The sequence below is a fragment of the Janthinobacterium sp. BJB446 genome (genome assembly GCF_002735655.1).
Lineage (GTDB): Bacteria > Pseudomonadota > Gammaproteobacteria > Burkholderiales > Burkholderiaceae_D > Janthinobacterium > Janthinobacterium lividum.
The window spans coordinates 1614798-1639740 of sequence record NZ_PDZK01000001.1; the positions used below are offsets into that span (position 1 = coordinate 1614798).

The window sequence follows — 24943 nt, forward strand, 5'->3', positions numbered from 1 at the left end:
GCAGCGCGGTGTGTCGTGCGACGGCAATTTAATTGCCGTTGCTATGATGGCATCTCATACAGAACACCGAGGACACACCGATGAAGAAATCCCTCTCCGGCCTGCTGGCCTGCGCCGCCCTCGCCTTGTCCTTTTCGGCTGGGGCGGCCAACGCGGCCGAGCCGGCTGCGGCTTCGCTGCCCGGACACTATTACCTGCAAGGCGTCATGGAAACGGGTTCCGAACTGCTGCTGAAAAAGGACGGCAAGTTCGAATGGATGCTCAGCTATGGCAATACCGACGAGCAAGCCAGCGGCGAGTGGCGCGTTGCCGGCGACGTGGTGACCCTGGTGGCGGGCAACGGCGGCAAGGAGCCGCAGTTTCGCGTGTTCGAGGAATCGGAAATGCGCATCCAGAAACCCGCCGAAGCGGGCCTGTGGGTGGCCATCGTCGGCTTCCCCCGGTTGGGACCGATGGCCGGCGTGGAAGTAAAGTTCGAAGCGCAAAGCGGCAAGACGGCCACGGCCGTCAGCGTGGCGAACGGCGACGCCATCGTCCGCATGCCGGCGTCGGAAAGCTGGGTGCGCGCCGGCTTGCGCCGCCAGGGTGCAAAAGCCGACTATCAATGGCTGGCCGTGCCGCCCATGCGCGCGCAGGAACGCATCGCCGCATTCGCCGTTACCGATCCCCAGTGGTTGAGAGGCCAGGCATTCCAGAAGCTGTCCTTGCGCGTGGTCAAGGGCGGCCTGAAAGTGGACGATCCGGACCATGGCCTGGCCAGGGGCCTGTACGCCAAACCGGCATCGACGCAATAGCCTTCGTTCCCCGTCTTTCCATTCTCCCGGCACGTTGTCCTGGTCAAGAATAATGACCGGGACACTACGCGCACGCCCGTGCGCCGTTGACACCCCGCACGGTCTGTCCTATAGTCGCCGGGTTAACGACAAATGAGAATGAGAATCATGTTCAGTTCTATCAAGAAATGGCTCGTCTGCTATCCACTCGTGGCCGTCAGCGTGTTGCTGGCTGGAGGCGCGCAAGCGCAAGTGGCCGACCAGGGAGCCGGCGCCAAGCAGCTGTGGCAATTGATCGACTATGTTGCCGTCGATTACAGCGGCGCCGTCGAGCACGGCAAGGTGGTCAGCGAAGCGGAATACGCGGAAATGCTCGATTTTACGGACAACGCGACGACGCAGATCGCCGCCCTGCCCGCCCACGCCTCGCAGGCGGCCATCGCCGCCGCCATCGCCGACCTGCGCAAAGCCGTCGTCGCCAAGGCCGACGGTGCGGAAGTCAAGCGCCTGGCGCACCATGCGAACGGCTTGCTGATCGCCGCCTACCCGATTCCCGTGGCGCCAAAAGTGCTGCCCAACCTGGCGCGCGGCGCCGCCCTGTATGCGGCCCAGTGCGCTTCTTGCCACGGCGTGGCCGGCGGCGGCGATGGTCCGCTGGCGGCCAGCCTGGAACCGAAGCCGATCGCCTTCACGGATGGCGAACGGGCGCAGTCGCGCAGCCTGATGGCGCTGTACCAGGTCATTTCGCAAGGCGTGGCCGGCACCTCGATGGCCAGTTTTGGCCAGCTGTCCGAGAACGAGCGCTGGGACCTGGCATTCTATGTCGGCGGCATGTCGCACGATGCGGCGGCAAGCGCGCGCGGAGAAAAGCTGTGGCAGGATGATCCGCGCAGCAAGAACCTGTACGCGGATCTGGCTGCCGTGACGACCCTGACGCAGGAAGCCGTTGCCGCCAAGCTGGGCGCGGACGAGGCGCAAGCCTTGACGGCGTACTTGCGCAGCAACCCTGGCAAGGCCGAGGCGCACAAACCGGCCGGTCTGGCCCTGTCGCGTTTGCGCCTGGCGGAAAGCCTGGAGGCCATGCATGCGGGCGACCGCGCGGGCGCCACGCGCCTGGGCCTGTCGGCCTACCTGGACGGTTTCGAGCCGATCGAGCCGATGGTGGGCGCGCGCAATAAATCCCTGCTGCTGGCTGTGGAAAACGCCATGCTGGCTTACCGCTCCGCCGTGGCCAAGGGCACGGTGGCCGACGCCGACGCGGCCGGCGAAAAGCTGCAGCAACTGTTTACCCACGTGGAAGCGGAACTGGGCGACGCCAAGGCCGACCCGATGACGACCTTTGTCGGCGCCCTGACGATTTTGCTGCGCGAAGGCGTGGAAGCGCTGCTGATCGTCATCGGTATCATCGCCTTCCTGCGCAAGGCCAAGCGCAACGACGTGCTGCCCTATGTGCATGCGGGCTGGGCCAGCGCGCTGGTGGCGGGCGGCCTGACGTGGGTGGCGGCAACGTATCTGGTGACCATCAGCGGCGCCAGCCGCGAAGTGAGCGAAGGCCTCGGTTCCGTGTTCGCGGCCCTGGTCCTGCTCAGCGTGGGCTTGTGGATGCACCAGAAGAGCAGCGCCGGACGCTGGCAGGAATACCTGCACGAAAAACTCACGGCGGCCATGACGCAGCGCTCCGCCTGGGGCCTGTTCGCCCTGGCCTTCATCGCCGTCTACCGCGAAGTCTTTGAAACCGTGCTGTTCTATTCCGCCCTGGCGGCGGACGGCAACGGCGGCGCCCTGCTGGGCGGCTTCCTGGTGGCCATCGTGCTGCTGGTCGTGATCGCCTGGGCCTTGCTGCGCACCAGCGCGCGCATGCCGATCGGCAAGTTCTTCTCGTGGACGTCCGCCTTCGTGGCCGTGCTGGCCGTGATTTTGATGGGCAAAGGCGTGGCCGCGCTGCAGGAAGCGGGCTGGGTCGGCGTGAGTCCCGTCGATTTCATCCGCGTCGACTTGCTGGGCATCCTGCCGACCCTGGAAACCTTGCTGGCGCAGGCGGCCATCCTGGCCATCATCGTCGTTGGCTATGGCTGGAACCGCGTTTCTGCGGGCAAGCGCAAGCTGGCTTGACCTTGTAGAGCCGGCACGGGCAAGCTGCCCGTGCCGGCCACGGCGCGCCTGTTCAGGCGCGCCATCCCTCCCCCGCCATCGGTCCCACTTTCATCGCCAACATCGTCATGACGGGCGGCGGGCCAGGCAAGGATGCGCCGCCCTTTTCCTTTACCCGGCAAGACATCCTGAATAGAATATGATGGCCATCATGCGGAACTTGCGCAACAACTCAACTGCCCAACCCTCGGCGCCAAACCGCAAGGAAGCCACCCACAAACGCATCGTCGAGGTGGCCACGGCCAGGACATTGCGGACCATTTCCTGACGTCGCCCTTGCGTGGATGGTACCGTTTTCATCCGGACAGGGCTTTCGACACGCGGTCTCCGGACACCAGCACTGCCAAACCGGAGATCATCAGCAGGTAGCCCATCAGTTTTCCGGGCGAAATCGGGCGTGCCGTTGCACCGAGCAAAGCGAAGTGATCGATGACCAGCGATGACGTGAGCTGGCCGACCACGGCCAGTCCCACCAGCAAGGTTAAGCCGATGCGCGGTGCCAGCAAGACGTTACACAGCAAGGCGCCGGCACCCAGCATGCCACCCAACAGGCTCCAGAGGGGCTGAGCGGGAACTTCCGCCAGTGACGCCACGCTGCCACCGCGCAGCAAGGCGATCACAGCCAGACACAGCGCGCCGATGGTGAAGGACACCAGCGCCGCCGTCAGGGAGTCTCCACCGATGCCCCGCGCAAGCTGGCCATTCAAAGTGGTTTGCAAGGCAATGGCGATGCCCGCGCCGAAAGCGATGGGTAACAGTAGCGCGTTCATCAGGCGCTGCTTACGCATGGTGGATCGGCGCGAACGATTCAGCAAACAGATCGGGCTGGTAACCGGCGGCATTGAACAGGTGAGCGCAGGATTCGTCGATCGCGGAGCGCAGCCTTGCCTGATCCACGCCCAGTACGACGCCACCGCGTTTGCGCACGCGCCCGTTGATGATGACGGTATCGATATTGCTGCGCTCTGCCGCGTGCACCACGGTACCGATGGCGTTGTTGACCGGGTAGAGGTTGAGGTCGCCGGTGCGTATCAGTACCAAGTCGGCCTGCTTGCCTGGCGCCAGGCTGCCGATGCGTTGTTCCAGCCCCGCACATGCGGCGCCGTCGATCGTGGCCGCCTCCAGCAAGCGGAACGCATCGGTGGGCGCCGCCGCATGGTGGTGCCCATGCAGGCGCTGGGTATGTCCCAAGACCCGCTGCAGGTAGAACGCCACGCGCATCTCCATGAACATGTCGCCGCTGTACGAGGTCTCGTTGTCGACACTGAGGCCGGGGCGTATGCCGTGCTGGAACGCCGCCTGCCAGGCGTTCATGCCATCCTCGATACCGTAGTGGGCATCCGAGCGCGGGCATACGTTGACGCGCACGCCTGCCTCGCGCAAGATTTTCCAACCGGATTCCGGCAGGCAGGTGCAGTGGTTGAAAATGTTGTCGTTGCCAAGCAGCCCCTGCTGGTGCAGGCCTTCGAGTTTGGCTGCCATGCCACCACCAAAAAACTCGGTCACGATGGGAATGCCCAGTGCCCGCGCGATGGCCAACTGCTCCGGTTCCAGCTGCGCCATCATGGCCAGCGTCACCAGGCTGTCGGGATTGGCAAAATACTTGGCCTGCAGGCGTGCGAGGTTGCCCGGCCAATGCGCCTCATCCCAGTCGCCCGATACGGGCGCACCGGATGCATGCACGGCGCGGATACCCGTATCGAGCAATGCTTCGACGGCCGCGTCGGAGTGCGCCGCGGTGCGGCTGTTGTGGGAGTTGTCGATCACGGTCGTGATGCCGGCATCGATGCAGCCCAATGCCGTGAGCAGGTTGCCCACGTAAATGTCGCGCGGCCGGTAGTATTTGGCAAACGAGAAATGGGTGGCGTTGCAATAGTCCTCGAGCGTTGCCGCATTCGGATTGATGCGGCGCAGCTGGCCTTCCCAGGAGTGCCGATGGGTATCGACCATGCCCGGAATGGCGATCATCTCCGCGGCATCGATCACCTCGGCACCGTCGGCCTCCAGGTGCACGCCGATGGCGGCAATGGCGCCGTCGGCAATCAGGATGTCGCCCTTGGGCAAATTGCCGACATTGCCATCCATGCTGATGATCGTCGCGCCGCGTATCAGCATCTTGCGGCGGGCTGGGGCCAGTGGTGCCAGCAGAGCCGGCAATTGAGTATCTTGTTCAAGCATGGTTGAGTCCTGCGATAGGTAATGGGTTGCACGCAGTCTAGTGCAGTCAAGCCGGCGGAAAAAGTAGCGCCGGGCGTTTTCAGCATGCGGAAAATCCGAACAATGTTGGGTTATAGTGCCATTTCCTTTAGCATCACACGGACAAGACATGGATCGCGTACAAGCAATGCAGGTATTCCTTCGCGTGGTCGAGAGCAGGAGTTTTGTGCGCGCGGCAGAGACCCTGGGCTTGCCCGCATCGTCGGTCACCGGCATCATCAAGCGGCTGGAAAAACATTTGCAGACGCGCCTGCTGAACCGTTCCACACGAAACCTCAGCCTGACACCCGAAGGCGAGCGCTACTTCCACCGCTGCCGCGAAATACTCGACCTCATTGACGATACCGAAGCCAGCCTGCAAGGCCGGGGCGAGCGCCCGCAAGGACGACTGCGCGTGGATATGCCGGGCGGCATCGCCCATGCCGTGATCCTGCCGCAGTTGCGGCAATTTCAGCAGCGCTACCCGGATATCTACCTGATGATCGGCGTCAATGATCGCCAGGTCGACTTGATACAGGAGGGAGTCGATTGCGTCATCCGCACCGGCAGCCTGGAAGACTCGACGCTGGTCGCGCGCCGCTTGGGCGAGCTGCGCTGGATCACCTGCGCGGCGCCGTCCTACCTGGCCGAACACGGTGTTCCCGCGCTCCCGGAGGATTTGGCAAGCCACCGGGCCATCCACTACTTTTCCAGCACGGCGCGGCGGGGGAGCGATCTGCATTTCATCGACGATGGCGTCCGCGTCGCGGTGCCGGTCCCTGGCACGGCAGCAGTCAACGAGACCGGGCTGTACATCAAACTGGGCCTCGACGGCCACGGCTTGATGCAGCTGGCCGAGATCCTGGTGCGCGACCATTTACAGGCTGGAGCATTGGTCGAGGTGCTGGCCGACAGGCGGCCGGCACCTGTGCCGGTATCGCTACTCTATCCCCACCACCGCTTTCTGTCCCCGGCGATGCGGGCCTTCACGGACTGGACTACAGAGCTGTTCAGCAACGCCCGCCTGATCTGACCGCGCCGAGCGCCGCCCGCAGGCGCGGCGCATCGCGTGCACGCTGTTGGAAATTGCGATATGATGATCATCATGCAGAATTCACCCAACAAGTCAGCGGCCAAAATCATGGCGCAAAGCCGCAAGGAAGCCACCCACGAACGCATCGTCGAGGTGGCCACGCGCGCCATCCGCCGCAGCGGCTATGCGGGCACGGGCGTGGCCGATATCATGAAGGAAGCGGGCCTGACGCACGGCGGCTTCTATGCCCATTTCGCCTCGCGCGACGCGCTGCTGGCCGAAGCGGGCGACCGCGCGGGAGCCGAAGCGGTGGCGCTGGCGGCCAGGGTGGCGGCTGCCGCCCCTCCCGGCCAGGCCCTGCAGGCGATGATGGCCGCGTATCTGTCGCCCGAACACATCGCCGCCATCGAGGTGGGCTGCCCCGTCTCGGCGCTGGGTTCGGAAATGCCGCGCCAGGCGCCCGAGGTGCGGCGCGCCGCCACCATCCACATCAAGGAAATGATCGACCTGTTCGCCCGCCAGCTGCCGAACTGGGGCCAGCCCGAAGCACACGCGCAAGCCATGGCGACGGTGTGCGCCCTGATCGGCACCACCATCCTGGCGCGCGCCGTCGACGAACCGGCCCTGTCGGACGCGCTGTGCGCGGCCACGCTGGCGCAGCTTCAAGCGACCAGTTAATTGTCCTGCCCGTGGCGTTGATGCGTCCCGGGCTTTTTTTCAACAAAAATATGATGATCGTCATATTCCATATCCCAAGCTGTCAATCACTGAAGGAACTGCCATGAAAAACCACAAGATTGCCCTGGTCACCGGCGCCTCGTCCGGCATCGGCGCGGCCACGGCCCAGCGCCTGGCGCAAGCGGGCTACACGGTGTACGGCACCAGCCGGCGCGGCGCGCAAACGGCCGGAGTCGGCCATGCGATGCTGGCGCTCGACGTCACCAGCGATGCGTCTGTCGCTGCCGCCGTGGCCGAGGTGATGCAGCGCGAAGGCCGCATCGACCTGCTCGTCAATAACGCCGGTTTCGGCGTGGCTCCGGCGGGCGCCGAGGAAAGCAGCATGGCGCAGGCGCAAGCCATCTTCGACACGAATTTCTATGGCGTGCTGCGCATGACCCTGGCCGTGCTGCCGCACATGCGGGCCCAGGGCGGCGGGCGCATCCTCAATATCGGTTCCGTCGTGGGCTTCCTGCCCATGCCTTACGGCGCGCTGTATTCCGCCACCAAGCACGCCATCGAGGGCTACACGGAATCGCTCGACCATGAAGTACGGGGCTGGGGCATCCGCGCCAGCGTCATCGAACCGGCCTACACGAAAACCACGTTCGAAGCCAATCTGCTGGCGCCCGATACGCCGCTGTCCGCCTACCGGCAAGTCAGCGCGGCCGTCACGCGCCGGCTGCAAGCGCTGATGGCCGGCGCCGATGAGCCTGGCGTCGTGGCCGACGCGGTCTTGACGGCCGCGCAGGCACGCCAGCCCAAGCTGCGCTACACGGCCGGGCCGCTTGCGGCGCGCTTGCGCCTGATGCGCCGTTTCATGCCCGCCGCCCTGATGGACGCCGGCTTGCGCAAGGACCTGCGCCTGGCTTGATCGCCCCCTTTTCAGCCTTCAGAGAGAACACCATGCAAGCATTGCAACTCAAACAATACGGCGGCCTTGATCACGTGGCGTTTGCCGAACTGCCCCACCCCATTCCCGGCCCCGGCGAATTGCTGGTGCAGGTGCACGCCGTGGGCTTGAACCCCATCGACAATCTGATTCCCAAGGGCGACTTCAAGCCGATATTGAAACTGCGCTTGCCGGCCACCCTGGGCAGCGACCTGGCCGGCGTGGTCGTGGCCGTGGGCAGCGCCGTCACGCGCTTCAAGGTGGGCGACGCCGTGTATGCCAGTATTTTCGACACGCCATACGGCAGCCTGGCCGAATTTGCCGTGGTGCCCGAACAGGCGGCCGCCCTCAAGCCTGTCAACCTCGATTTCGTGCAGGCGGCCTCGATTCCCATGGTGGGCTTGACAGCGTGGCAAGCCATGCATGAGCGCATGCAGCTCCAGCCGGGCCAGAAAGTATTCATTCCGGCCGGTTCCGGCGGCATCGGCACGTTTGCCATCCAGCTGGCCACGCACCTGGGCGCCCGCGTGGGTACGACCACCAGCACGGCGAACGTGGAGCTGGTGCGCGGCCTGGGCGCCGATGACGTGGTCGATTACAAGAAACAGCCGTTCGAGGACGTGCTGCGCGATTACGACGCCGTGCTGGGCACGGTGCGCGGCGAAGGGCTGGAAAAGGCCTTGCGCATCGTCAAGCCTGGCAGCCACGTCGTCTCGCTGATCGGCCCGCCGGACGCCGCTTTCGCCCGCGCGCGCGGCATGAACGTGGTGCTGAAGCTGGTGTTTGGTTTGCTCAGCCGCAAGATCATCGGCCTGGCGAAGCGGCGCGGCGCCAGCTATGCCTTCCACTTCGTGCGTCCCGACGGCGGCCAGCTGGCGCAGATCGCCGCCTTGATCGAAGGGGGAAGCATCCGTCCCGTCATCGACCAGGTGTTTCCTTTCCGTGAGGCGAAACAGGCGCTGGCTTACCTGGCGCAGGGACGCGCGCGCGGCAAGGTGGTGGTGCAATTTCCCGCGCCTTGAGTCACATCTGCCGGAAATGCTGCAGATAGCTGCGGCTGACGGGCAAGGTTTCCTCGCTGCCGCGCAAATGCAGCTGCGCCGTTTCATTCACGCCCCGCGTTACCTGGCTGACATACCCCAGGTTGACGATGACGGCGCGGTGTATTTGCACGAAGCGTGCCGGGTCCAGCTGTTCGCCCAGTTCCTTGATGCTGGTGCGTATCAGGGCTTCGCCCTCTTCCCACGCCACCAGCGTGTATTTCTCTTCGGCCCGCAGATAACGCACTTGCTCGACGGGAATCAGGCGCACGCTGCTGCCCACGGATGCCTTGATCCATTGCAACCGGGCCGGCGGCGCGGCGCGTCCTCCCAGGCGGCTGGCCAGCTGGTCCAGCACGGCATCGAACGCACCGCCATCGGCCGGCGGGCCGGGCAACTGGCGTTGTAAACGCTGCACGGTGTCGGCCAGGCGGGCCGGATCGACGGGTTTCACCAGGTAATCGATGGCGCCCTGCTCGAACGCCTGCAATGCGTACTGGTCATACGCGGTGACGAACACGATTTGTGCGCGGCGGGCCAGCGCGCGCGCCGTGGCAATGCCGTCCAATCCCGGCATGCGGATGTCGAGAAAGACAATGTCGGGTTGATGCAGCTCAAACAATTCAAGCGCTTCGGCGCCGTTGCGCGCATCGCCGATCACGGACAAGGCGGGCCACAGGGCGGCCAGGTGGCTGCGCAGGCGTTCGCGCAGCAGCGGTTCGTCGTCGGCAATCAGCGCGGAAATGGTTTTCAAGACTGTCCTCCAGAAAAATGCAGCTCGGCACGCACGCCATGCGGGTCGAGCGCGTGCAGTTCCAGCCGGGCGCTGGCGCCATACACGGCTTGCAGGCGGCTGCGCACATTGTTCAGGCCGGTGCCAGACTGCGCCGTCTCGGCCATGCCCACGCCCGTATCGCTGACCCAGACGCAGCTCTTGCCGCCGGCCCCCTCCACAGTCGCGCCCACGGCGATGCGTCCGCCCGCCGTAGCGGGATCGATGCCGTGGCGCACGGCGTTTTCCACCAGGGTCAGCAGCGCCATGGGCGGAAAGCGCAGGCCGGCTGCCTGCGCGACGTGGGCTACCTCGAATTGCAGGCGGTCCGGCATGCGCACCCGCATCAGTTCCAGGTAGGCGCGCACCAGCTGCAATTCCTGCTCCAGGGTGGCGGCTTCATCGTTCAGGCGCGGCATGGCGGCGCGCAGATAGGCGATCAGGTGGCGCAGCACGGGCCCCGCATTGGGCGAGCCGGACGCCACCAGCGCTTCCACATTGGCCAGGGTATTGAACAGGAAATGCGGTTCGATCTGCGCCTGCAAGAGGCGTAGGCGCGCGTCCAGCAATTCGCGCTCCAGGGTGTTTTTCTCCAGTTCGGCCTGCAGGCGGTCGGCCCGTTCGCGCTCGCGCCGTTCGCTGCGCATGGCCAGCAGGGAAAACAGCGCGCCGAAGACGACAGCCAGCACGACCATCAGGAAATGGCCGACGAGGGTTTGCGTTTGCGCGAGGTAGGCAAGGAACTGGCCCCGCTGCGTGGCCAGCGCCGTGACCAGGGCGGCCACGGGCGCCATCAGCACCACGGCGCCCAGGCGCGCCGCCGCCAGCGACAGCCAGCGCGGCCGCAAGGCTCCCGCCGCCGAGTACGCCAGCAGCAGCGCTGCGCCAATGAAGCCGATGCGGCCAAACACGCCAAGATACGGCGTGCCGCTGAGCAGATGCAGCAGCCACGACAGGAGCAAGGTGAAGACCGTCACGACGAGCGCCTGCCGCGCGGTCGGCAAGAACGCTTGGGCACGGCGGGCGGTGACAGGGGCAGGCATCATGGCGTCACCATACGCGGGAAGCGGCCGCCGTTCAAGCCCTGAAAACCGCCGTTCGTCGCACCGTCCCCGCCTGTTCGCACCCGCCCGGGAGGCGGCGGCCTATCTTGATGCTTCGTTCATGCCGCCAGGAGATACCGATGCCATCCGCCAGTTCCACCACCAGCCCCCTGCCCTCGCCGCGCCTGGCGTCATCGCACCGATGGGCGGCCACGGCCCTGTCCGCCTCTGCCCGCTTCTGGTTCCTCGCCACCGTCACCGGCCAGCTGTTCTTTGCCGCCTACATCATCGCCCTGTATGGCGGCGCCGCGGCGCGCGGCGATTTACCGGGCTGGAATGCCGTCATGAGGCATGGCCACGTGCCCGGCGATGGCGTGGGCAATGTGGCCACCGGCGTGCACCTGCTGCTGGCGGCCATCCTCATGCTGGGCGGCGCGCTGCAACTGGTGCCGCACGTGCGCCGCCACGCGCCCCGCCTGCACCGCTGGAACGGCAGAGTCTACCTGGCCGGCGCCGTGCTGGCTGCCTTGTCCGGACTGTATATGCTGTGGTGGCGCGGCGCCGTGGGCGATACGACACAGCACCTGGGCATCAGCCTCAATGCCGTGCTGGTGCTGGTCTTCTCCGGCCTGGCCTTGAAGAACGCGTTGCAGCGCGAGTTCGCGGCGCACCGGCGCTGGGCGCTGCGGCTGTTCCTGGCCGTGAGCGGCGTGTGGTTCTTCCGCGTGGGACTGATGTGCTGGCTGGCAGTCAACGGCGGCCCGGCGGGTTTCGACCCTGCAAGCTTCACGGGGCCATTCCTCAGCTTCCTCGCCTTTGCCCAGTATCTGCTGCCGCTGGCCGTGCTGGAAGCCTATCTGCGCTGCCGCGACGGCGGCAACGCGATGCTGCGCCTGGGCATGGCGGCCGTGCTGGCACTGCTGACGGTGGCGATGAGCGCGGGCATCGCCGTGGCCGCGATAGGCATGTGGCTGCCGCGCATGCACGGTTGAGCGCCGCCCGGCATGTGGCCGGGCAAATGCCTGTTACCAGTAGCCAAGCACCTTCCACCAGGTGGTGCCGACGATGGCAAAGATCAGCAGTTCCACCACGCACATGATGAAGCCGACCCGCCACCAGTTGCCCATCGTCACGAAGCCGCTGCCGAAGATGATGGGCGAGGTGCCCGTCGCATAGTGGGTCAGGGTCATCATGATGGCCGAGCCGGCCGTCATCATCAGCATGAAGGGCACGTGGTATTCGGCCGGGATCAGGTGCAGGCCCACCGTCAGGAAGGCCAGCAGCATGGCGCTGATGTGGGCCGTCGTGCTGGCGAAGAAGTAATGCGAAAAGACGAATACCAGCACCAGAACGCCGGCAATCGGCAGCCAGTCCATGCCGCTGGCGACGATGGCAGCCTTCATGCCGGCCGAAAACCAGGCGATCACGCCCGTCTTGTTCAGCTGCTCGGCCATCATGACGAGCGCGCCGAACCACACGAGGGTGTCCCAGGCGCTCTTTTCCGACAGCACGTCGTCCCAGTCGATGGTGCCGGTAATGATCAGTACAAACAGGCCGACAAAGGCGACCACCGTCGCATCGAGCGAAAACGCGGGACCGAACAGCATGGCGGGCACGTTTGCCCACAGCAGCAGTAACAGCGCGAAGGTACCCAGCATGACTTTTTCCGACGGCGACAGCGGGCCCATGCTTTTCAGTTCCGCCTTGGCGTAGGTGACGGCGTCGGGCGTGGCTTTCAGTTCCGGCGGCGACAGCCAATAAATCATCAGCGGCATGACCAGCAGGCAGACCAGGCCCGGCAGCAGCATACACAGGGCCCAGGTGGTCCACGTCAGGTGAAAATTCTGGCCGCTGGCCTTGGCCACGAAGTCGACCACCAGCGGGTTCGGCGCCGTGGCCGTGAGGAACATCGCCGAGGTGATCGGATTGGCGTGGTAGTTGACGAGGGCCAGATAGGTGCCTACTTTCTTTTCCGTGCCCTTGGCCGGGTCCGAATCGAAGGCATTGGCGATCGATTTCATGACGGGGTGGACGATGCCGCCGCCGCGCGCCGTGTTACTCGGCGTAAATGGCGCCAGCACCAGTTCGCAGATCGCCAGGCCGTAGCCGATGCCCATGGTGCGCTTGCCCAGCAGGGAAATGAACAGCAGGCCGATGCGGCTGCCCAGCCCCGTCTTTTTCAGGCCGCGCGAAATCAGGATCGCCACGACGATCAGCCAGATCAATGGATTCGAGAAACTGCTGAGCGCATCCGTGATGGCGCCCTTGGACGAGGTCGACGTCACTTGCGACAATGAAACGATGACGATGGCCATCATCGCCATCACGCCGATCGGCATGACCTTCAGAATGATCGCCAAGATGGTGGTGAGGAAAATCGCCACCAGGCCCCAGGCTTTGGGCGTCAAGCCATCGGGTGCCGGCAGCAATAGCATGCTCAACAGCAAGGCTGTGCAGATCAGGGCGGGGACGAGGCGGAATGGGACGGCTTCCTTGAAATGCAGGAACAGGTCGCGCACTGTTTTATACATCTTTATTACCTTTCGCTGTGGGTCAGGCATCCTCGCGGTCGGAATCGTGCACGCAGATTCATGGGCCGGTAGGCACAAGAAGCGCGCCCGCAAGATGACAGATGCCCAACAATTCTGTTCGGCAATATCATACACGCAAGGCTGACGCGGCCCCGCCCCGCCACGCCGCCTGCTTCAACTAACTTTCAAATCGTTGATCTGGGAGCGGCATACGCAACAAAAGCGCCTCTCGCCAAGCGTCAATGTGCCGGCGCGCCGCAAGCCGTTTTCGCATCGGCAGTACCGGCACGCGAAACTTTCCCCGCGCCTGTCAGAACCTGAAGTTCGACACGGCGGCCTTGCTCAAAACATGCGCGTTGCTTGAGCGAGTCCTTCATCTCGCCGCAGCCGCTGATGCCATCGCGATCCAGGCGTATGTCAATCAATGCATCCGCCTCGCTGATCGATGTGTCGCGTACCAGTTGATGGAACACGGTGCATGCTCTTTTGTGCGCCAAAACGAAATTACCCTCTTTTTCGCGAGGCATCGGGTCGGCAAAGCCCACGATAACTACTTTTTTCTCTTCGCCTTTTTTTGCCTGCGGCATGAATTTATCAACGTACGATTTTGAAATAGCCCACTGCCCTTCTTCGAACGTCTCTTTTCCAGAGCTGAAATAGATCCCGTTTTTCAGCTCCTGGCAAACTGTCTCTTTTCCCCCTCTTGAAACCTTGACGCCGGCGCTATCCAACTCAATCCGCGTATCTGTTGTATCGGCGGCAGCCGTCCCTTTCAGTTCGATATAGCTGCGCAGGCCAACCCCATGCCACAGAACCCGGACATTACTGATCGAAAAGCTGTCGCCATCCATTTTGCAACTATGCAGCAACACACCCTTGGCATCGGCTGCAGCTTGCATCGTGGCGAAATTCGTTTTATTGACGACCAATACGGCATCGGATCGCAACCCGAGGCCACTCATCACATAATTAAAACTATGCTGGCCTGCCAGCAATGGAATATAGGCAAACAGGACTCCCACTGCAATACTGGCAAAAGCGCTCCGGGAGCTGGCGCTGAGACTGGCCGTGGCGGGGCCGGGCGGAACGGGTGGAACGGGCGGAATGGGGGGCGGAAGCGGCACGAATGTGGAAAACATCGCCACGCCAAGACTTAAAAACATTCCTGAAAATAGCAACACCAAGGGTATTGCCAGGAAGTTGAAAACTCCACTGCCAGCATCAGGCTTGCTTAGGGCGGCAATATATCCCAGCATGGACGTGGAAGCAATCAATGGCATAACGTAGGCGACGGCGAACCAGCCATCTTCCGTCAATTTGCGAGCCAGGTACCAGTACACGCCAATGAGAACCACTGCTACGATACTTAACACGACAAATTGGCATCCACTGGCGGAGCCGGCGCCGTTGTTCAAAGCCTCAAAGAAAACAATAACCAGCAGCAGGGAAAGCAGCCAAAGACCAAGCAGGTATGCGGCACTCTTTAACTTCCCGGATGGGAGTATTTTTTGTGTAGCCCACGGAACAAAAGGCAAGAACCCCATGATGACCGATAAGGCACCGATACAGGAAAAAGCCAGCATGACAAAAATAAAGAATAATGTATCGCCAACACTTAACCCGGATGGAAAAAAACCAATCACGAAGAAACAATAAATAAAGACGGCAACCAGGCCAAAAGTAGAGCTCAGACCGGCACATAAACCACTCATGGTTTTCAGGCGTTCAATCCTGAGCTTTTTAATTTCGGCTATTTGCTTCTCTTCATCCAGTGTCATAATATTAGGCAGTGTATTGACGTTTAGATATTATAATGCAACCATCTTTCCTGAAGTCAATAAATTTGCAAGATTGGCATGGGCGGCGGAGTTCCGCCTGGGCGCCAGAAAACTGAGCCAGGTCAAGACTCTGGCTGTCACCCACCTGTTTCAAGGGGTATTTCAGCCCAATCTTGCCAACCGCACTATAATGTTGGCACCGCTTGCGGCAGCAATGGCGGCGATAGACGGTAACAATTTCGTGTGGAGGCCGGTACAATAGCGTCTGGGCCTACACAGGGTTTCACTTTTGCCAGCAGTTGCCAGCAACTAACCATTTTTTTGACCAGCCAACAAATACTATGAGTTCGATGAATGAAGAGCGCGTTTTAAGCGTGCACCACTGGACGGATACCCTGTTCTCCTTTACCACCACGCGCGACCCGTCGCTGCGTTTCTCGAATGGCCATTTCACCATGATAGGCCTGCGCGTCGATGGCAAGCCCTTGCTGCGTGCCTATAGTATCGCCAGCGCCAATTATGAAGACCACCTGGAATTTTTCAGCATCAAGGTCCCGGGCGGTCCATTGACGTCGCGCTTGCAGCACTTGCAAGTGGGCGACACGGTCATCGTCGGCCGCAAGCCGACGGGCACCCTGGTGTCCGACTACCTGCTGCCAGGCAAGCGCCTGTACATGCTGTCGACGGGCACGGGCCTGGCGCCTTTCCTCAGCATCGTGCGCGATCCGGACATCTACGAGCGCTTCGACCAGCTGATCCTCGTGCACGGCGTGCGCCAGGTCGATGAATTGGCTTACCACGACTTGCTGGAAGAGCATCTGCCGCAGCATGAGTTCCTGGGCGAAATGGTCAGCGACAAGCTACGCTACTACCCTACCGTGACGCGCGAAGACTTCCGCAACATGGGCCGCATCACCGAACTGATCGAAAACGGCAAGCTGGCCGAAGATCTGGGCGTGCCGGCGCTGAACCCTGCCGAAGACCGCGTGATGATCTGCGGCAGCTCGGACATGCTGCGCGACCTGAAGGAAATGCTGGAAGCGCGTGGCTTCAAGGAAGGCAATACCTCGACGCCAGGCGACTTCGTTGTCGAGCGCGCGTTCGCCGAGAAGTAATCCGCAAAAGTCATCCGCAATACCCCAGGGGCCCGGCCCCGCCGCTTCCTGCGGCGGCGCCGGGCCTTTTCATTGGCGGCGGCTACCGCAATCCATTCATGAAGCGCTGCAAGGACGTAAAGGCTTCCTGTCCATGGCCGGAAACGAACAGCAGCGGGGCCGCACGGTCGGTCTTGACCTTGCTTGATCTGTCGCAAACGTGGCCTGTAAAACCGCATTGGGATTCGGCCGCATGCCAAAATAAACACGGCCCCTGATGGCGGCGCATCAGTCACGCTCGCTCCTGACAGAAATTGTCAGTGCTTTTCATTATGCTTTCGGCACCAGCAGGCTAGCCAGCCTGTACTATCGATATCTCCACCTGCGACAGGACTTTTCATGACACGTGCCATCACCATTCTGACCGAGAACTTTGCCGATTGGGAAACCGCCCTGATCAATTCCACGGCGCGCCTGTACTACGGCTTTTACACGCAGTTCGCCACGCCCGGCGGCTTGCCCGTCACCTCATCCGGCGGCATGCTGGTCACACCGCAACTGGCGCTGGAAGAGATTGTGCTCGATGAACTCGATTTGCTGATGGTATGTGGCGGCAGCCACTGGCAAAGCGGCAAGGCGCCCGACCTCTCCCCCTTGCTGCGCGCGGCCCGCGACAGGAATATCGTGCTGGCCGGCATTTGCGACGGCACGCGCGTGCTGGCGCAGGCGGGCGTGCTCGACACTGTGCGCCACACCTCCAATTCCGCCGGCAACCTGAAGGATACCGGCTATGCGGGCGCCGCCCTGTACCAGGATGTGCCGTGGGCCGTGGCCGACCAGCGCGTCATCACGGCGCCAGGCACGGCGCCCGTCAGCTTTACGGCCGAGGTCTTGCGCGCCCTGGGCATAGCTGATGACAACCTGACGGCTTACCTGGCCATGCACGGCGCCGAGCACGGCAAGGCAGCCCAGGCAGTGCGCTAGTTGGCATCCAGAACGCGCAGGCGCGCCACGGCGTGCGTGTTGCCCGGATTCAGTTCCAGCGAACGGCGGTAATGCGTGATGGCCAGCGCCTTGGCGCCGTCCGCCTCGTATGCTTCGGCCAGGCTGTCGTGGCCATTTGCCCCTTGCGGGTACAGTTGCACGCCGAGCTGGAAGACGGCTACCGCCTGTTTCGGCTGCTGCCGCCGCAGCAGACGGTAGCCCCAGGCATTCAAGTCATCGTCGGTGGGCGCAGACAGCCCATGCTGGCGCCGGATGGCCGCCAGTTTCTTGTCCAGTCCATCGAAACCAGCGCTGGCCGCTTTGTTGCGCAGCAGGTGCGCGGCATACGCGCCGCCGCGCTGCTGGCGCAGGGCGGGAAGATAAAAGCCGGCGACGGTATCGATCAGCTGTTCCGGCTGGGCGCCGGCCAGGTTGCTCAGGATAACGACGGCCAGGCCATCGTTCGGATACACATAAAAGGCTGAGCGGGCGCCGCCGATGCCGGCCACGGCACGGTGTCCATCGCGGCCGATGGTGGGCCAGCCCAGCGCCCACGGCGCCGGCTTGCCATCATTCAAGCTGGTCGGCTGCCACAGCCGTTCCACGCTGGCGGACGCCAGCAGGCGCCCCGACTGCAGCGCGATGAGCCAGTTCGCCAGTTCGCCCGCATTGCTGTTGATGCCGGCGCCGGCGCGCATGAACACGGGAAAATCTTCGATCACATTGCGGTAGCCCTTGCCACCCCTGTCCAGCACGTAGGAACTGGCCTTGTTGACGACCACGTCCTTCGCGTCGCCAAAGCCGCTGTGCGGCATGCCCGCCACGTCAAACTGCCCGCGCTGGACGAAGGCGGTAAAAGGCTGGCCCCCTTGCCGCTCGATCAATTGCGCCAGCAACACGTAATTGGTCTGGTTGTAGCGGTAGCGCTCGCCAGGCTTGGCTTCCACGGGCAGCGCCTGCACGGCTGTCCACGCCGCATCGGCGTCGTCCGGCTGCGGCCCCACCAGTTTGCCGCTGCGCTGGTCCAGCACATCGGGCAAACCCGAGGTATGGTTGAGCAATTGCGTCACCGTCACGGCTTGCCAGGCTGAAGGCAAGCCCGTCAGATACTGGCCGATAGGCGCGGCCAGGTCGATCTTGCCCTGCTGCACCAGCTGCATGACGGCCACGCCGGCAAACGCTTTCGTTGCCGAATTGATGGAAAACAGGCTGGCGTCCGTCACCGGCACCTGGTATTGCAGGCTGGACAGTCCGAAATTGCGCGCCAGTACGACCTTGCCACGCTGTATCACGGCCAGTTGCAGCCCTGGAATCTGGCGCTCCTGCATTTCGCTGCGTACGAAGGCGGCAATCTCCTGTTCCGCATTGGACACCTTCGGCTGGCTGGCGGCAGTGGCAGTGGCAGCTACGGCGCCAACGGGGACGGCGGCAAGCGCCATGAGGAGCAGGACAGACGGGAAGCGTGGGTTCAAGATGTGGCTTTCGACAGGAGAAAACGGAAGCGCAGCATCCCATACCTATTTATCAACGTCAACGATAATCTTGCCGTTCAGAAAGTTACTCTTCCAGCCACACGTCTTCATACCCTTCCCGGTCGAGAATGAACTTGGCGCCGCTGGGCAAGGCCAGGTAATCGACCACCTGCGGCAGCAGTTCGTGCAGGTGGTCCGCATGCAGGGGCTGGTAAAAGCCGCTGGCATCGTCGTGCTCACCGCAATGGATGAACCAGCTGATGGTGCCGTTTTCCGGCAGCGCGATGCGCGTGCCGTAGATGGGCGACTGCGCCAGGCTGGCGATGGCCAGGGCCACCATGGGCTCGGGCGCCTGGGCCGGCAAGCCGAATTTGTCGCAGATGCGCCGTTGTGTTTCGCTGATCAGTTCAGTCATGGTGTTTCAGGATCCGATGTAGTGGTAATGCAGGCGCAGCGCGCCGTCGTGGCCGGACATTTCCAGGTGCAAGGTCGCTTCGCCCGGCTTGCCGTCGGCCAGCAGCAGGCATTCCAGGCCCAGCGGTCCGGCGTCGGTGGCATACACGTCGACGGCGGGACGGCCACCCTTGCCCGGCACGAAGGCTTGCGCCAGCGGCGCCAGGGACAATGTCTGGCTAGCCGCAAAATAACTGTCGAGCATCTCGATGATCTCGTCGGCCACGCCCGGCGACAAGCCCCAGTCGCGCTGCAGTGCAACAGGATCGCGCCCGTCCAGCGTCTGCACGAAGGCGGCGGCCTGCGCGTATGCCAGCTGCCGCAGGCTGTCTGTGATGGCCATTTCCATAGAGTACGTCGTGCCTTATCCATTCAACAGGCGCCATTATAGTGCGTCGCCGCGGGAATGCTCGATCCGTTTGCCATCAATAATTGAGCACCGTGCCGATTAATTAAAGTGCCGCGCTTATTATTTATCGCACTGCAATAACATAAATGGCTCGCGTGATATTTGGTGAGTATTTGAAAAATATAACCGCGGATACGATTGATTTTCAAGTTGACGCTTATTTATTCAGGCGCTAATATCGAATGGCCATATACCATGGCATACAGCGCAAGCAGTACTTAACCATCACAAGAGGATAGTACAATGCAAAACCAAACCAAATTGTTCGCATTCAAACTGGCTGAAAAACAGGTACAAAAACAGGAAGCGCCCGCCACCGCCTGGAAGGTGCGCGACGGCGTCGCCGTGGCCGGCTGCACCGCCGTTGGCACCCATGATCAATATCGCGACTCTTCGCGCCTCAAGCCCAACGACAGCGGCCAGTATTGCTGATACCCGGCACGCCATACCCCCCCGCCCGGCGTGGGGGTTTCATATATTCCCCCGTATTCAAATTGGCGCCGTGCGGTGCGGCTATCCCGCGCGCAATGCATATACAAACACCTTTCAATTAAAGTTTCCATTTTTTAAAATAAGTATTTATCGGTAAAAATCGGAACACCACCATTAATAGAGGATCTCATGCAAAAAGAAACCAAACTGTTCGCATTCAAACTGGCGGAAAAAAAGGAAGAAGAAAAGCCAGCACATCCTGCGCTCTGGAAAGTACGCGATGGCGTCGCCGTGGCCGGCTGCACGGCTGTCGACAGCGAGGAGCAATACCGCTATTCGCGTATCGGTTCGAGTGACGGCGGCGAGTTCTGCTGATACGTTCGCCAGCTGAAAGCCTTGCCACGGCAAGGCTTTTTCACCTTCCTTTACCGCAAGCCCACGACATGCACAAAAAGGTTTTGATTATCAGCCATAGCGGCGATCTGCACGCCGACCTGGTCGAAGCCATCCTCGCCGCCCGCGGCCACGCCCCCTTCCGTATCGACCTCGACGCCTTTCCCCGCGATTATCAGCTGTGCCAGCGCCTGCACGACGGCCGCGCCAGCGCGCGCCTGCGCCACTTGCCCGATGGCGACTGGCTTGACCTGCAGCAGGTGGGCGCCGTCTGGCTGCGCAAGGCGGCCGACTACGCCTACGCCAGCGCCGACCTGACGCCGCAGGAGCGCGCCTACGCGCAGCTGGAAACGGAACAAGCCATCTTCAGCGTACTGTACGGGCTCGATTGCTACTGGCTCAGCCATCCGCTGGCCCTGCGCGGCGCCCAATGGAAAGGCGAACAGCTTGCGCGCGCCGCGCGCATTGGCTTTCGCGTGCCCGCCACCGTGATCACCAACGTGCCCGACGACGTGCGCGCTTTCCGGGCTGCCATCAAAGGCCCCATCATTTTCAAGAGCATGTCGACGCCCAGCCTGGCCGCCGAAGCGGTCGAGGACGTTGACAGGGTCAGCGCCGGCATCGGCACCACCATCGTCGACGATGCCATGCTCGATAGCCTGGACGCCGTCAGCGAACTGAGCTGCCAGTTCCAGGAATATATCGCCAAGCAATACGAACTGCGGATCACCGTGATCGGCAAGCAACTGTTTGCCGCGCGCCTGTATTCCCAGGACGATGCGCGCACGGCCATCGACTCGCGCGACATGTCGGCCCCCATCCGCTATGAAGCATGCACCTTGCCAGCGGAAATACAGCAGCGCTGCCTCGCTTTCGTGCACAGCTACGGCCTCGAATATGGCGCGCTCGATCTCATCGTCACGCCCGGGGGCGAGTATGTTTTCCTGGAAAACAATCCTGTTGGTCAATTCTTGTATGTACAACAACTGGTGCCTGCCTTGCCCATGTTGGAAAGCGTGGCCGCAGCCCTGATCGAAGGAGCCGTATGCCGCAGCCAGACTTGAACCAGATCCCCGTCCGGCTGCGCGAACTGGAACAGGCGCGCGACAGCCGGGCCATCGTCCTGGCCGCCTCGCACCTGGACATGGAACTGCTGCCCGCCCTGTACGAGCTGTGCCAGGGCATCGGCCCCGTGGCGCGCCTCGACGTGGTGCTGCACGGCCGCGGCGGCATCGTCAACGCGGCGCGCCGCATCGCCATCCTGCTGCGCCAGCATGCGCGCCACCTGAGCTTTATCGTGCCCTTCCACTGCCAGTCGGCCGCCACCCTGCTGGCCCTGGGCGCGGACGAGATCATCGCCGGCGACCTGGCCCTGTTCTCGCCCATCGATCCGCAGCTCGATGGCGCCGACGGCGGCTCGATGTCCAGCCTGGACATCAAGGTGTTCGGCGACATGGCGCAGCAGTGGTTTGGCGTCGATGCCAGCGAGGCGCGCCAGCAATCGCTGTCCCTGCTGTGCGGCAGCATCTTCCCCCCTTCCCTGACGGCCTTCTACCGCACCACCCTGGAACTGGCGCAGATCGGCGAGGAATTGCTGGCTTGGCAATTGCCCGATGCCACACAAGAGGCGCGGCGCGCCATCGTCGCACAACTGGTGACGGGTTATCACTCGCATAACTATGCCTTGACGCGCGAAGAGCTTGCCCAGCTGGGCCTGAACATGGCGCGCGATATCCACGCCGAACGGCTGGGCTGGGCCATCTCGACGCAATTGCAGGCGAGCATAGGCGGCGCCTTGCGCAGCGCGCCAGACGAGCCGTGGAACGATGCCCTGCTGGCGTCGCGCGACGGCGTGCAGCTGCGGCGCCAGCGTCCGGGCGGCTTCGCGCCCTTGTGGAGCGCACAATGCTGACGTCCGTGCTGGCCGCGTTACTGGCCGACATCGCGCGCTACTGTATCGCCTTGCTGCTGCTGGCGGCCAGCGTGGGCAAGCTGCGCAGCTACGGAGACTTTCGCGACAACCTGGCCGCCTCGTTCGGCGTACCGCCCGCCGCAGCCCAATTCGCTGCGCCAGCCCTGGTGATGACAGAACTGCTACTGGCCGGCTGGCTGCTGGCCGGCGGTACCCACACACCGATGCTGCTGTCGCTATTGCTGCTCAGCACGCTCACAGCCATATTGACCTACCGCTACTTCACGCACAGCGTGGTGCGCTGCAGCTGCTTTGGCGAAGCGGCGCGGCCCGTGTCGCAGTACGACCTGCTGCGCAACATGCTGGCGGTCGGCATCAACGGCGCCTACTTTGCGCTGGCGCAGGCACCGGCCTTGCCCGTCGCCACTTCCATATTGGCCGCCGGCCTGGCAGCCATCGTGTGCGTGGCCACGATTTCCCTGCACGAGATCGCCACTTTGGCAAAGGCAGACTGATGGATTCCACGACCTTACAACTGGTGCTGGCGGCGCTGGCGTTTGCCCTCGCCGGCAATATCTGGCTCAGCCTGGCCGTGCTGCGCGCCAGCCGCCGCGAACGCATCACGCCCACGGCGCTGGAGCCGGGCCAGCCCCTGCCTGCCGTGCAAGCCCGTCCGCTGGCTGGCGGCGCGCATTTCCAGCCGGGCGCCGGCGGCCAGGCGGCCGTGCTGCTGTTCCTGGCCAGCCGCTGTCCGAAATGCGGGGAAAAGCTGGCCGGCATCGAACAGTTGCTGCCGCTGGCGCGGGAGGCAGGCCTGGCCCTGTGGCTGCTCAGCGAAGAGCCGGCCCGCCGCCTGCGCGCCTTTTTGCCCGGCAACACCTTGCGGGCAGCCACGGCACGGCTGACGCTGCGCGACTACCGGCGCGTGAATCCGCTAATGAGCTCGCCTTCCTATGTATTCGTCAATCACCAGGGCAGCGTGGAAGCTGCCGGCCTGATCGGCGATGAAGACTGGCTGGCCCTCGTCGAGCAACTGGCTGACGAGACGGCACAGAAGCGCGCCGCATGAGCCATCTGAATGTCGGCCCGCATCTTGAACGCCTGCGCCTGCTGTATCCCGTGCGCTGGCGCGTCGCCGCCGGCCTGCTGTGCATGGTCCTCACCGTGGGCGCACAGCTGGCCTTTCCGCAAGCCATCGCGTATTTCATCGACAACGTGGCGGAACTGACCCGGCGCGGCGTCACGCCGGGCATGGTCGCCACCATGCTGGCCTTCAGCCTGCTGTATGCGCTGATTACGACCGCGCGCTTCTATTTGCTGCAGTCGAGCGGCCACATGATCGTCATGGGCGTGCGCCGGCGCCTGTTTGACGTGGTGATCAATCAGCCCATCGCCTTCTTCGACAAGCACCATGGCGGCGAACTGAACAGCCGGCTCACGTCCGACGTCTCGGCCCTGCATGAAAGCCTGACCATCGGCGCGGCCAATGCCCTGCGCTCGCTATGCGTCTTTCTGGGCGGCATCGCCATGCTGCTGCATTTATCACCCATGCTGAGCCTGCCGCTGGCCCTGTTCATCCCCATCAGCCTGTATCTCGGCAAGTTATCAGGCAGCAATTACCGGCAGCGTTCGCGGGTCATTTCCGCCACCCTGGCCGCCAGCGGCAAGGTGGCGCAGGAATACTTTGCCCATGCCCGGCTGGTGCAGGCATTCAACCAGCAGGGCGGCGCCATGGCCCGCTATGCGCAAGCCATGCGGCAACTGCTGGAGGTGTCCCTGGCCGGCACGCGGCTGCTGGCCGTGTTCCAGGGCGCGCAGGGGCTGCTGGCTTTTGTCGCTCTGCTGACCACCCTGTGCTTCGGCGCCCACCTGATCGGCCAGGGCCGCTTGAGCGTGGGAGAGCTGACGGCTTTTGTCATCTATGCCAGCATGGTGACGGACACGGCCGGCTCCATCAGCGAATTCTGGAACACATGGATGCGCACCATGGGCTCGACCGACCGCATCTTCGAGATCCTGCGCAGCCACCGCGCCGTGCCCGAAGCGGCGCCGCAACCGCCGCTGGCCGGCCACATCGCGCTACGCGACGCGCTCTTTTCGTATCCCGAGCGCACGCAGGTCACGGCCCTCGACGGCGTCAGCCTGTCGATACGGGCGGGCGAAAAGATCGCCTTGGTGGGCGCCTCGGGCGCGGGCAAGTCCACCATCGCCAGCCTGGTGCTGGGCCACTACCAGCTTGACGCGGGCAGCCTGCAATTCGACGGCATCGATGCAGGCATGCTGGGCGTGACGCAGCTGCGGCGCCAGATGGCCGTGGTGGAACAGGAACCGGCGCTGTTTTCAGGCAGCATCGCCGACAATATCGCCTTTGCCGTGCCAGACCGCCAGGTGACGCGCGACGAGATGCTGGCGGCGGCGCGTCTGGCGCATGCTCACGATTTTATTCAAGCTTTTCCTGACGGCTACGAGACCCTGGTGGGCGAACGGGGCGTGCAATTGTCCGGCGGACAGAAGCAGCGCATCGCAATCGCCCGCGCCATCCTGCGCGCGCCGAAGATCCTCATCCTGGACGAAGCCACCAGCGCGCTCGACGCCGCCAGCGAACAGCAGGTGCAACTCGCCCTCGACACCCTGATGCAAGGACGCACCACCATCATCATCGCCCACCGCTTTTCCACCATCGTGAAAGCGGACCGCATCATCGTCATGGACAAGGGCAGGATTTGCCAGCAAGGCACGCACGCCGAGTTGCTGCGCGCGGGCGGCCAGTATGCGCGGCTGATGCAGCAGCAGCTGTCGCAATTCCAGCAGTTGCATGCGAGTGCGGCAACGCTGTAAGGCGGCAGCATGCGCTGCCACTGTCCGACT

The 24943-nt window shown here is 63.3% G+C and carries 25 protein-coding genes; 16 read left to right on the forward strand and 9 right to left on the reverse strand.

Annotation, left to right across the window (positions count from 1 at the left end):
* The first annotated feature begins 80 nt into the window (after positions 1–80).
* Together CSQ92_RS28615 and CSQ92_RS07080 are read left to right on the forward strand one after the other, a co-directional pair.
* Entirely contained in the window at positions 81–794 is a 714-nt protein-coding gene (locus CSQ92_RS28615) for a hypothetical protein (RefSeq protein ID WP_143450303.1), read from the forward strand.
* A 147-nt stretch (positions 795–941) separates the two neighbouring features.
* Positions 942–2885, forward strand: coding sequence for a cytochrome c/FTR1 family iron permease (locus CSQ92_RS07080; protein ID WP_099393672.1), 1944 nt, complete (start codon positions 942–944; stop codon positions 2883–2885).
* A 335-nt stretch (positions 2886–3220) separates the two neighbouring features.
* On the opposite strand, the gene CSQ92_RS07085 is transcribed toward CSQ92_RS07080, so the two are convergent.
* Entirely contained in the window at positions 3221–3694 is a 474-nt protein-coding gene (locus tag CSQ92_RS07085) for a DMT family transporter (RefSeq protein WP_099394612.1), read from the reverse strand.
* A 10-nt stretch (positions 3695–3704) separates the two neighbouring features.
* Positions 3705–5102: an amidohydrolase family protein gene (locus CSQ92_RS07090; protein ID WP_099393673.1), complete on the reverse strand. Its 1398-nt coding sequence runs from the start codon at positions 5100–5102 to the stop codon at positions 3705–3707.
* Positions 5103–5250: 148 nt separating this feature from the next.
* Between CSQ92_RS07090 and CSQ92_RS07095 the strand changes: the two genes are divergently transcribed.
* From CSQ92_RS07095 to CSQ92_RS07110, 4 genes are all read left to right on the forward strand, one after another.
* Positions 5251–6153 carry a LysR family transcriptional regulator gene (locus tag CSQ92_RS07095; protein WP_099393674.1) on the forward strand — a complete coding sequence of 301 codons (903 nt, stop codon included), beginning with the start codon at positions 5251–5253 and terminating at the stop codon, positions 6151–6153.
* 60 nt (positions 6154–6213) lie between these two features.
* Positions 6214–6831, forward strand: a complete 618-nt coding sequence (locus tag CSQ92_RS07100; RefSeq protein WP_099393675.1) for a TetR/AcrR family transcriptional regulator — start codon at positions 6214–6216, stop codon at positions 6829–6831.
* Positions 6832–6934: 103 nt separating this feature from the next.
* On the forward strand, positions 6935–7744 hold the full coding sequence (locus CSQ92_RS07105; protein WP_099393676.1) for an oxidoreductase: 810 nt from the start codon (positions 6935–6937) through the stop codon (positions 7742–7744).
* A 32-nt stretch (positions 7745–7776) separates the two neighbouring features.
* Entirely contained in the window at positions 7777–8784 is a 1008-nt protein-coding gene (locus CSQ92_RS07110; protein WP_099393677.1) for an NADP-dependent oxidoreductase, read from the forward strand.
* A gap of 1 nt (position 8785) precedes the next feature.
* Here the strand turns inward: CSQ92_RS07110 and CSQ92_RS07115 are convergent, their stop codons facing one another.
* Positions 8786–9556, reverse strand: a complete 771-nt coding sequence (locus CSQ92_RS07115) for a LytR/AlgR family response regulator transcription factor (RefSeq protein WP_099393678.1) — start codon at positions 9554–9556, stop codon at positions 8786–8788.
* Positions 9553–10620: a sensor histidine kinase gene (locus tag CSQ92_RS07120; RefSeq protein ID WP_099393679.1), complete on the reverse strand. Its 1068-nt coding sequence runs from the start codon at positions 10618–10620 to the stop codon at positions 9553–9555. Before CSQ92_RS07120 ends, CSQ92_RS07115 begins: the two co-directional genes overlap by 4 nt.
* Positions 10621–10757: 137 nt before the next feature.
* On the opposite strand from CSQ92_RS07120, the gene CSQ92_RS07125 reads away from it, so the two are divergent.
* Positions 10758–11609 (forward strand): DUF2306 domain-containing protein, encoded by an 852-nt coding sequence (locus CSQ92_RS07125; RefSeq protein WP_099393680.1) that lies wholly within the window; start codon positions 10758–10760, stop codon positions 11607–11609.
* A 33-nt stretch (positions 11610–11642) separates the two neighbouring features.
* On the opposite strand, the gene CSQ92_RS07130 is transcribed toward CSQ92_RS07125, so the two are convergent.
* The gene (locus CSQ92_RS07130) at positions 11643–13148 is read right to left on the reverse strand and encodes an anion permease (RefSeq protein ID WP_099393681.1); all 1506 of its coding nucleotides are present in this window, start codon (positions 13146–13148) and stop codon (positions 11643–11645) included.
* A gap of 239 nt (positions 13149–13387) precedes the next feature.
* Positions 13388–14926 carry a hypothetical protein gene (locus tag CSQ92_RS07135; protein WP_099393682.1) on the reverse strand — a complete coding sequence of 513 codons (1539 nt, stop codon included), beginning with the start codon at positions 14924–14926 and terminating at the stop codon, positions 13388–13390.
* A 341-nt stretch (positions 14927–15267) separates the two neighbouring features.
* Between CSQ92_RS07135 and CSQ92_RS07145 the strand changes: the two genes are divergently transcribed.
* Both CSQ92_RS07145 and CSQ92_RS07150 read left to right on the forward strand, forming a co-directional pair.
* On the forward strand, positions 15268–16041 hold the full coding sequence (locus CSQ92_RS07145) for a ferredoxin--NADP reductase (RefSeq protein WP_034786903.1): 774 nt from the start codon (positions 15268–15270) through the stop codon (positions 16039–16041).
* 378 nt (positions 16042–16419) lie between these two features.
* Positions 16420–17004, forward strand: a complete 585-nt coding sequence (locus tag CSQ92_RS07150) for a type 1 glutamine amidotransferase family protein (protein ID WP_099393684.1) — start codon at positions 16420–16422, stop codon at positions 17002–17004.
* Here the strand turns inward: CSQ92_RS07150 and CSQ92_RS07155 are convergent.
* The 3 genes from CSQ92_RS07155 to CSQ92_RS07165 all read right to left on the reverse strand — a co-directional run bounded on the left by CSQ92_RS07155 (position 17001) and on the right by CSQ92_RS07165 (position 19278).
* On the reverse strand, positions 17001–18476 hold the full coding sequence (locus CSQ92_RS07155) for a serine hydrolase domain-containing protein (protein ID WP_143450304.1): 1476 nt from the start codon (positions 18474–18476) through the stop codon (positions 17001–17003). The genes CSQ92_RS07150 and CSQ92_RS07155 overlap by 4 nt on opposite strands.
* 85 nt (positions 18477–18561) lie before the next feature.
* The gene (locus CSQ92_RS07160) at positions 18562–18891 is read right to left on the reverse strand and encodes an immunity protein Imm33 domain-containing protein (protein ID WP_070253458.1); all 330 of its coding nucleotides are present in this window, start codon (positions 18889–18891) and stop codon (positions 18562–18564) included.
* A gap of 6 nt (positions 18892–18897) precedes the next feature.
* A complete protein-coding gene (locus CSQ92_RS07165) occupies positions 18898–19278 on the reverse strand; it encodes a hypothetical protein (RefSeq protein ID WP_052140544.1) in 381 nt (126 codons plus the stop codon).
* Positions 19279–19581: 303 nt separating this feature from the next.
* Here CSQ92_RS07165 and CSQ92_RS07170 point away from each other — a divergent pair, with 303 nt between their 5' ends.
* The 7 genes from CSQ92_RS07170 (at position 19582) to CSQ92_RS07200 (ending at position 24913) form a co-directional block, all read left to right on the forward strand.
* Positions 19582–19770, forward strand: a complete 189-nt coding sequence (locus CSQ92_RS07170) for a hypothetical protein (protein WP_034786916.1) — start codon at positions 19582–19584, stop codon at positions 19768–19770.
* A gap of 189 nt (positions 19771–19959) precedes the next feature.
* A complete protein-coding gene (locus CSQ92_RS07175; RefSeq protein ID WP_099393686.1) occupies positions 19960–20145 on the forward strand; it encodes a hypothetical protein in 186 nt (61 codons plus the stop codon).
* 68 nt (positions 20146–20213) lie between these two features.
* Positions 20214–21227, forward strand: a complete 1014-nt coding sequence (locus CSQ92_RS07180) for an ATP-grasp domain-containing protein (protein WP_099393687.1) — start codon at positions 20214–20216, stop codon at positions 21225–21227.
* Positions 21209–22075 (forward strand): SDH family Clp fold serine proteinase, encoded by an 867-nt coding sequence (locus CSQ92_RS07185; RefSeq protein WP_099393688.1) that lies wholly within the window; start codon positions 21209–21211, stop codon positions 22073–22075. Before CSQ92_RS07180 ends, CSQ92_RS07185 begins: the two co-directional genes overlap by 19 nt.
* Complete coding sequence (locus CSQ92_RS07190) at positions 22069–22590, forward strand: MauE/DoxX family redox-associated membrane protein (RefSeq protein WP_099393689.1); 522 nt, start codon at positions 22069–22071, stop codon at positions 22588–22590. Before CSQ92_RS07185 ends, CSQ92_RS07190 begins: the two co-directional genes overlap by 7 nt.
* The gene (locus CSQ92_RS07195; protein ID WP_099393690.1) at positions 22590–23144 is read left to right on the forward strand and encodes a hypothetical protein; all 555 of its coding nucleotides are present in this window, start codon (positions 22590–22592) and stop codon (positions 23142–23144) included. The genes CSQ92_RS07190 and CSQ92_RS07195 overlap by 1 nt, the downstream gene beginning before the upstream one ends.
* The gene (locus CSQ92_RS07200) at positions 23141–24913 is read left to right on the forward strand and encodes an ABC transporter ATP-binding protein (protein WP_099393691.1); all 1773 of its coding nucleotides are present in this window, start codon (positions 23141–23143) and stop codon (positions 24911–24913) included. Before CSQ92_RS07195 ends, CSQ92_RS07200 begins: the two co-directional genes overlap by 4 nt.
* Positions 24914–24943: the final 30 nt, after the last annotated feature.